Genomic DNA, 8,152 nt, shown 5'->3' with positions numbered 1-8,152 from the left:
GCTGTGGTGCTCGGCTTCTCAGCCTGTGCCGCTCTCGGTTTATCCTCAACTGCCTTCCGAGCCGGGCATCTGCCTTTTTCGCGGACGGATTTCCGAACTGCCTTCCTTAACGATGCAAAATCAACCGGCGGCAGTGATCAGCATTTTGCCGCGTCCCAATCAGGCGTTCTGGACCCTTTGCGCGCTCTGGTCGGGCTGGTTGTGGGGCAGAGAAGCCGTCCAGCCCCTGCGCGGCGCGCTGGAACGGCGGCGCTACGACTGGTACTGGATGTCCAACGCCATTCAACGGGCTTTGCGCGAACTGCCCCGCCAGATTTCAGAGGGAACGCCCTTCTTTGCGCTCGCCAGCGAAACCACACCCGGTTTCCTGCTGGCTGCCTTTCTCGGCCCGCTGGTAGCCGGCTTCTCGCTGAAAGGCCTGGCACTAGAGCGTGAAAGCGAACTGGCTCAATTCCACTGGCAGTCCGCTCAAACCGCGCCGCCCGTGCGCGCCAAATCCAAACCAAAACCGCTGCTGCAAAGCGCGCTGCGCAGGTATCTGGAAGAACGCGGCGAACCGGCCCGCTACCTGAGCCTGTTTGCAGTCGCTTTGTGCGAATTAATGGAAAGCAGTTTGCTGCCGCGGCGGGTGGTAGAAATCACACCCGATTTACTCACCCGTTTGCAAGCCCTGCTGGCTGAGGTACTGGAAGATCGCAAACTTTTTGTGCGTTACGCAGCCCATGGTCAGGGCGAAGAGAGCGGCTCATGGTGGCTGAGCGAAGCCAATCAGGCCAACCTGCCCCTCGCCGACCGGCTCGAAAAAGAGATTGTCCGGCGGCTGGTGCAACACCCCACCACCCAGCGCAGCGAACTGGAAACCAGCCTTTACCCGCTCTATCCGGGAGTGCTGGTGCCATCTCAGGCCTTGATCACAGCGGTGCTGGAATCGTATGCCCAGCCGATCAGCGGTCAACCGCACTACTGGCAGCTGCGCCCCGAGGATGATCCAGCCCGCCGCCGGGCGGACTTGAACAACGCCTTGCGCAGCCTCCAGCAAATTGGCGAAAAAATGGGCTACCGCGTGGATGGCAAACAGCCCGTCCGCTGGCTGAATGAAAAAGGTGAATCGGTTTATCTCTTCTACTTGCTGGCGAGCAGCATCATCAGCCCGTATGTATTTCAGCCGCAAAGCGTACCCCCCCAACGCTGTGTACTGGTACTGCCGGGCGGACGCACCGGCCTGCTGGGTTACAAATTACGCCGCGATCCCCGTTTGAATGAAGCCTACCAAAAAGGCTGGCGCCTGCTCAAATTCCGCCACCTTCGTTACCTGAGCGAATATCCTCACCTCTCCGTCGGTCAATGGGAAGACCTGCTGAACGGCGACCCCCCGCAGTGGGAGGACGCCGTTCAGATGAGAATGTTCTGAAATCAGGGCGTCGGCGTTTCGCTGGGTGTTGGGGTAACCGTCGGCGGCAGAGTAGGTGTGACGCTGGGTGTCAGCGTGCTGGTCGGCGTCACCGTTACGGTGGGGGTTACGGTCACCGTCGGGGTTGGGGTGGGTGTAGAGGTTGGCACCTGAATGTTGAGGTGAATGGTGCGGATCGCATAGGTATCCCGCCGGCTGTTCAGCACAATGCGCAGGGTAACCCTCCCTTGCGGCACCTCGCTCAAATCCCAATCGGTCAGAAACTGCGGCTGATCGGACTGCGGCCCGCCGCGGTACAACTCTTTCCACTCGGCCGGTTCGTCGCCGATTCCGTATTCCAGCCGATAGTCTTCATACGCTTCCGGCACTTTGATCAGGGCGTAAATTTCCAGCGGTGAACGGGTAATGGTCTGATTCTCGCTCAGGCCGGCGAACAAAATCAGGGGGCGCTGGTCGTTGACCGTGCATTCGCGCTCAGGTGTGAAGAAAATTGGCTGCTGAAAGCCCATCTGCTCGGCCCAGCGCTGTCCCTCCGAGGTCTCCAGAATCCAGCGGACGGCGCTTTTATCCGTCACATTCAGCGCAAATTTCTCCTCCACAAAATCGGCGCAAGCCGATGAAGCCAGCAGCCCCGTCCAGGTGTCGATGCGCACCTTCTTCCAGAGGTCCTCCTCCTTTGGCAGGGGCGGCTGATCATAAGCAAAGATTTCATTGCGCTGTAACGGGCAGAACTCAGAGGGTTCGGTGCCGGAGATGGCGCAAATCACGCGGTCCACTACGCCGGCCGGGCGGGCAAACGGAGTCGGGTTACCCCCGGTAATCTGTTGAATGGCAGTGCGCATGAAATTCGCCCAGATCGGCGCTGCACCGGTCAAACCGGTGGTGTTGACCATGGGGGTGTAATCGGCGTTGCCGATCCACACCCCAACCGCCAGATCGGGGGTGTACCCCACCGTCCAGTTATCGCGGAAGTCATTGGTCGTGCCGGTTTTGACCGCCGCCGGGAAGCCAATGTTCAGTACCGAGTCAACCCCAAACATGGGGGCGCGCGCCTGATTATCGGAAAGGATGGAACTGATCAGGTAAGCATGTTCCGGGCGGATCACCTGTTCACCCGCCGGTGGTTTGTACTCATACACCGTATTTCCCTGAAAGTCCACAATTTTCGTAATTGCCACCGGGGGAATCAACCGCCCGCCTGTGGCAAACACACTGTAAGCTCCGGTTAATTCCAGCAGCGAAACATCCCCACCCCCCAGGGTCAGCGAAAGGCCGTAATCCGGGCGCGTCAGGGTGGTGATTCCCAACCGACGCGCGAAGGCAATCAGACCTTCCTGGGCGGGTGTGGCCGGGTTATCGTAGATGCCGACAAATTGCAGTGCCTTGACCGCTGGCACATTGTAGGAATTGGCCAGCGCTGTCCGCACCGTTACCGGCCCATGAAAGCGCTCATCGTAATTAATCGGGCGGTAGGGGTCTCGCAGGTCGTTCGGGTCGCCGGAAGGCGGAAACTCGCTGGGCACATCCCAGATCAGGGTAGCCGGTGTCCAGCCCTTTTCAAAGGCTGCCGCATAGGTCAATGGCTTAATTGCCGAACCGGGCTGACGCGGGCTGATTGCCATGTTGACCTGCCCGGAGATGGCGGAGTTGTAAAAATCCGGCGAGCCGACCATCGCCAGAATCTCCCCGGTGGATGGGCGGATCGCGATCAGCGCGCCGTTGGTGGCGTTGTTGCCCGCCAGCTGAGCAACCTGTTCACGCACCAGACGCTCGGCAGTTTCCTGCAGTGACGGGTCAAGGGTGGTATAGACCGTGAAGCCGGAACGGTAAATGGTGGCCGGGTCATAACGTTCTTCCAGTTGTGCGCGGATGTAATCCACCCAGTGCGGGAAGCGGTAAACCTGGCGTGCCGGCTGGAAGTTGTAATTTTCAATTTCGCGCACTGCTTCGGCGGCTGCCTGGGCATCCACACACACCGGCCGCAGTGAAGTGCTGACCTCAATGCAGTTGCGTTCGCGGCTCAGTTCGTACATTAAGACCACCACCGTGCGGAAGCGGTTCAGAGTCGCCTCCCGGTTGGATTCGATGTCATAAATTGCAGGCGCTTGCGGAATCCCCGCCAGAAAAGCCGCCTGACCCAGGGTCAGTTTATCAGCCGTCGTGTTGAAGTAGGTTTCGGCAGCGGCTTCCACGCCGTAGGCCAGTTTGCCGTAGTAATTCTCATTGAGGTACAGTTCGAGAATTTCTTCCTTGCTGTACCGCCGCGTAATTTCCGCAGCGAGGACAATTTCGCGTGCTTTGCGGTCAACCGTTTGTTCGTAACGTTCATCAGCCAGCAGTAAAGCCCGCGCCAGCTGCTGAGTGATGGTCGAAGCGCCGGATACCACCTCGCCGGTGGTGTAGTTTTGCCACAGGGCACGCGCAATCGCCCATGGGTCAAAGCCGGGGTGGGTGTAAAAATCCTTGTCTTCGGTGGCAATCGTCGCCGCAATCAGGTAGGGAGAGATTTTCTCCAAAGGCACATACGTACGGCGTCCGGCATTGGGGTCAATAATTTCATAAATCAGGTTGCCGTTGCGATCAAGCAGGCGGGTGGTTTCAAATTGAGAGGCTTTGCCGGGCAAGTCCTCAATGCTCGGCAAACTGGCGGCAATGGAAAAATAACGCACCACCAGAAACGAACCAATCAACACTGCTACAATCGCCACCAGAAAGAGCAATCCAATCAACGCCCGCAGCAGACAACCAACCGGCTTCTTCCAGCCATTTGGCTTTGGTTGAGAAGCAGGCGAAATACTCCGGCCGGCAGGTGAAGCCGCTGGCAGCGGGGCTGCCGCGGCGGGGCGCTGTGTGCGGCTTTGTGCAGCCGGACGCGGACGTTGCCCGCTCTGGGTTGAGCGCTGGTAGGCTGCCGGGGTTACCCGCGTGGCATCCGGGTCAACTTCTTCGACTCGGCGGGGTAATTCAGCGCTGGTTTTTCCATACGGGGGTGGTGGAGGCTGCTGCCCGCCCCCACTGACGCGGGTGGCCTGCTGGTCGGGTGGCAGGGTTGGCAGCGGCGCTGCGCCTGGACGGGTTTGGTCAGGTTCTTCGACCGGTTTCGGGGCAGGTTCTTCCAGACCCTCGCCGTACCATCCGCCAGTTTCCTCAGGCGCACCGGTTGGATGGCGGCTCACCGCCGCCGTATCGGCAGGCAGTTCGCCTTTCTCCAACCGTTCTAAATCTTCACCAAACCAGCCAGCGGTTTCTTCCGGTTCTCCGGTTGGGTGACGCTCGCTGCCGGCTGCAACGGCTTCATCGCTCTGGTCACCCTTTTCTTCCTTGGCGGCTGGAGGCTGAGCCGGGGTGCGCAGCGGGCTGGTTGCACCGCTCAGCACCGATGAACCACCATCATTGGCAGAAGCCACCAAACGACGCAGGCGTTCGCCCGGCTGAGTCGGCTGGGTATCTTCCACTCGTTTTTCTTCCTGGGGTTCTTTCGGTTCTTCGCTCATCTTCATTCTGCAAAATTTTGGTTACAAGATTGCATTTCTTTGAATCACAGTTGCTCTTCAACCGTTGCAAGGGGGAAAAGAGAATTCCCTTCCCACCAACGGTGCTGCTTACAACCGCTGCAAGCATTGTACCAGAAAGTTCATTGCTTTCATTTTCATTCTAGCACAATAAAACTGAGCACAAGTCAGGTAAAATGAAAGTATGCGAACCTGGAATCTCGGATTGAACGATCCGCTGATGTTGACTTTATGCGCAGATGCGCGAATTTCTCCCGTTGATTATCTGAATGACCACATCTGGCAGCTGTGGTTTGAAGGCAATGAGCCGGAAGCGCTGACGCTCTTCACCACCTATGGACTGCGGGTGCGCGCAATGCGGCTTTTTCCGCGCTTTCTGTGCAAGGATGTAGTCATCAGTGCGCCAGCCGATTTCTTCCAGCCGCCGCGCGTAACCCGCTTGTTTCCCAACGACATTGAGGTGCGTTTTTCACCCTTTGGCGGACTGGATGTGACTGCCGAGTATCGCGTGTTCAGTTCACAGGCCATCGGGGGGCGGTTTACTTTTCACAACCCCTCGGTGCTTGGCGAAAATTTCACCTTTGAGTGGTGTGGTCTGCTCATTCCATTGAAAGAAGGTGAAGGAATCAAGGTCGTGCAATTTGGCATTCATCCGGTCTTACAGGGTCGTACCGACGGCCTTGCACCGGTTAGTTTCATCACCGGTGGGTTGCGCGCCGGGGGCGGCCCTTACCCCTGCCTGACCGAGCAGATCAGCCTTTCGCCCGGCGGTATGCGCCAAATTGTTTGGGCGCTGGTCAGTCTGCCGGATACCGCTCAAAGTTACGAACTTGCCCGCCAGTTATGCGCCCGCCCGTGGGAAGCCGACCTCGCCCGCATTCAACTGACCCACCGCAGTGAATGTGTGGAAATCACCACCGGCAACCCGGAATGGGATGCCGTCTTCAAGCTTTCGCAGCGTCTGGCGGCTTCTCTCTTTTTCCCGGCCAGCGCTCACCTGCCTAACCCTTCCTTTGTGCTTGCCCGCCAGCCGGATCAGGGTTTTTCGCTGCGCGGCGACGGCAGTGATTACAATGCCCTGTGGAACGGCGTAACTGCGCTGGACTGCTGGTATCTCAGCCGCCTGATTCTGCCCGGCATGGCTGAACGGGTTGCCGGTCTGGTGGAAAATTTTCTCTCCACCGCCGATTCGCGAGGTCAGGTGGACTGGAAGCCGGGACTGGCGGGTCAGCGCAGCCGACGCATGGCGCAGCCATTACTGGCTCAACTGGCCTGGGAGGTTTACCAGATCCGCCCGAACGTGGAGTGGTTGAAAAAGGTCTATCCCGGCCTGATGGCTTTCTTCCGCGCCTGGTTTTCACCTGCCCATGACCGTGACCAGGATGGATTTCCGGAATGGGAACACCCTTACCAATCCGGCCTGGAATTTTCACCCCTCTTCGATGTAACCTTCCCACCCAATCAGGGGGTTGAACCATCCCTTGTCGAAACCCCCGCGCTGGCAGCAATGTTATTCAGTGAAGCTGCCAGCCTGCTGAAAATGGCCTCCCTGCTGGGTGAAGAAGGCGATCAGGAGCGGCTCAAAGCCCATTCCAGGCATCTGGGCGATCTGGTCGAAGGGATGTGGCATGAGGAAGAAGGAATTTACACCCATCGCGACGCGCAAACCCACTCCGTCAGCCGCGGAGAGGTATTGCTAACCTTCGACACCCGCGGTGAATATCCCCTTCAGCGCTCACTGAATCCACCTGCGCGGTTGCGGCTGCAACTGGAAACCCAGACCGAACTCACCCGCCGCATTCACATCTGCATAAGAGGACGCGATTCTTTTGGCAACCCCCTGGAAGAGGAAATTACCCCCCAGAAAGTCAGCTGGCTGCATGGCAGCGGCAGATTTACCAGCCAAACCGTTTTCTCCTTTATTGATTTGGTTGAGGTAATCAACCTTCACCCGGGCGATACAGCCAAATTGGCCACCATAGACTTTTTAGATGAGGATATCTCGCTGCTTTTACCCCTGTGGGCTGGCATCCCCTCGGCGGAGCGCGCCGACCGGCTGGTCAGGGAAACCCTGCGCAGCCGCTACCTGCAGCCCTTCGGTCTGCTCAGCCACCCGATTCGGAGTGCAAAACAGGGCGGCGGGCAAAACCCACCGGTTGTGCTGCCGTGGAATGTGTTGATCGGCGAGGGGCTGATTCGTTATGGCTACCTGACCGAAGCGGTCAACCTGTTTGAAAGCTGGATGAAAGCCATCATCCAGTCATTAAAAAAAGACCATGCCTTTCGAGCTGCCTACCACCCCATCAGCGGACAGGGAATTGGCGAACAGAATGTCCTCAGCGGAGCGGCCCCGCTGGGATTCTTCCTGCGCTTACTGGGTCTACGCTTGTTGAGCGATCAGCGCATTATTCTCACCCATCTGAATCCCTTTTCTTTTCCAGTTACAGTACAATATCGGAGAATCACGCTCACATTTCTGACCGATTCCACGCGCATTACCCTCTCCAATGGTCAGGTTGTGGTCTATGATGGAAACTCCCCTCAGGAAATTTTATTGACTCCGCCAAATCCATAGCGCAAAGGACGAAAGGAGCAGAATGATATGGCAAAAAAAGATAAAACCTCCCCGGCCCCTGACCTGTGTATGTGGGTTGTCGTTCAAGCGCAGGATGCCGAAAACGCCGAAGCTGCGTTAATGGAGCTGGGCTTCCCGGTTACCCGCCTGCCCAGTTATGGGGGTTTTCTCGGCAGGCGCAACGCCACCCTGCTGATTGCCCTGCATAGCAGTCGCCGTCAACAGGCGCTTAATGCCCTGCACGAAACCTGCCGTCAACGCGTAGAATACATTGCCGTTCCGCTGGAAAGCGCACCGCTGCCTCTGCCAACCCCTACACCCATCACCATCGGCGGGGCAACGATTTTTGAAATGGAAATTGAACATTACGAGGAGTTATAGCCATGAAACTCATCCTTGCCATCGTTCCCGATACCGTCAGCGACGCGGTCTCACAGGCGCTCACCTCGCACAATTTCCGCGTAACCGGCATTGCATCCACCGGCGGATTTCTGCGGCGGGGCAGAACAACCCTGATGATCGGTGTGGAAGATGACCAGTTGCAGCACGCGCTGGATCAAATTCGGGCAGCGCTGCCGCCCCAGCCGCCGGACAGCAAAGAAAGCCGGGCGGTCATCTTTGTCCTCAAGGTTGATCATTTCGATCATTTTTAAC

General features: G+C 57.9%; 5 protein-coding genes. 4 read left to right on the top strand and 1 reads right to left on the bottom strand.

Annotated elements, in window-relative coordinates; translation table 11 throughout:
• Window positions 1-1,411 (top strand): hypothetical protein (locus tag VAE48_RS12935; RefSeq protein ID WP_322793748.1); only part of this gene is annotated, 1,411 nt, incomplete at its 5' end.
• 2 nt (window positions 1,412-1,413) lie between these two features.
• On the opposite strand, the gene VAE48_RS12930 is transcribed toward VAE48_RS12935, so the two are convergent.
• Window positions 1,414-4,905, bottom strand: coding sequence for a transglycosylase domain-containing protein (locus VAE48_RS12930; protein WP_322793747.1), 3,492 nt, complete (start codon window positions 4,903-4,905; stop codon window positions 1,414-1,416).
• Between the two features lie 202 nt (window positions 4,906-5,107).
• Between VAE48_RS12930 and VAE48_RS12925 the strand changes: the two genes are divergently transcribed.
• Genes VAE48_RS12925 through VAE48_RS12915 form a run of 3 tightly spaced genes read left to right on the top strand, consistent with a single transcriptional unit; the run spans window position 5,108 to window position 8,151 of the window.
• Entirely contained in the window at window positions 5,108-7,498 is a 2,391-nt protein-coding gene (locus VAE48_RS12925; RefSeq protein WP_322793746.1) for an MGH1-like glycoside hydrolase domain-containing protein, read from the top strand.
• A 27-nt stretch (window positions 7,499-7,525) separates the two neighbouring features.
• The gene (locus VAE48_RS12920) at window positions 7,526-7,879 is read left to right on the top strand and encodes a cyclic-di-AMP receptor (protein ID WP_322793745.1); all 354 of its coding nucleotides are present in this window, start codon (window positions 7,526-7,528) and stop codon (window positions 7,877-7,879) included.
• Between the two features lie 2 nt (window positions 7,880-7,881).
• Entirely contained in the window at window positions 7,882-8,151 is a 270-nt protein-coding gene (locus tag VAE48_RS12915) for a cyclic-di-AMP receptor (protein ID WP_322793744.1), read from the top strand.
• Window position 8,152: the final 1 nt, after the last annotated feature.

It is taken from the genome of Bellilinea sp. (assembly GCF_034432615.1).
Taxonomy (GTDB): domain Bacteria; phylum Chloroflexota; class Anaerolineae; order Anaerolineales; family Anaerolineaceae; genus Bellilinea.
This window is presented reverse-complemented; position numbering and strand designations above follow the sequence as displayed.

Coding starts and splice junctions, on each gene's coding strand:
- VAE48_RS12925 (WP_322793746.1), top strand. CDS start 5,108: ATGCGAACCTGGAATCTCGGATTGAACGATCCGCTGATGTTGACTTTA.
- VAE48_RS12930 (WP_322793747.1), bottom strand. CDS start 4,905: ATGAGCGAAGAACCGAAAGAACCCCAGGAAGAAAAACGAGTGGAAGAT.
- VAE48_RS12920 (WP_322793745.1), top strand. CDS start 7,526: ATGGCAAAAAAAGATAAAACCTCCCCGGCCCCTGACCTGTGTATGTGG.
- VAE48_RS12915 (WP_322793744.1), top strand. CDS start 7,882: ATGAAACTCATCCTTGCCATCGTTCCCGATACCGTCAGCGACGCGGTC.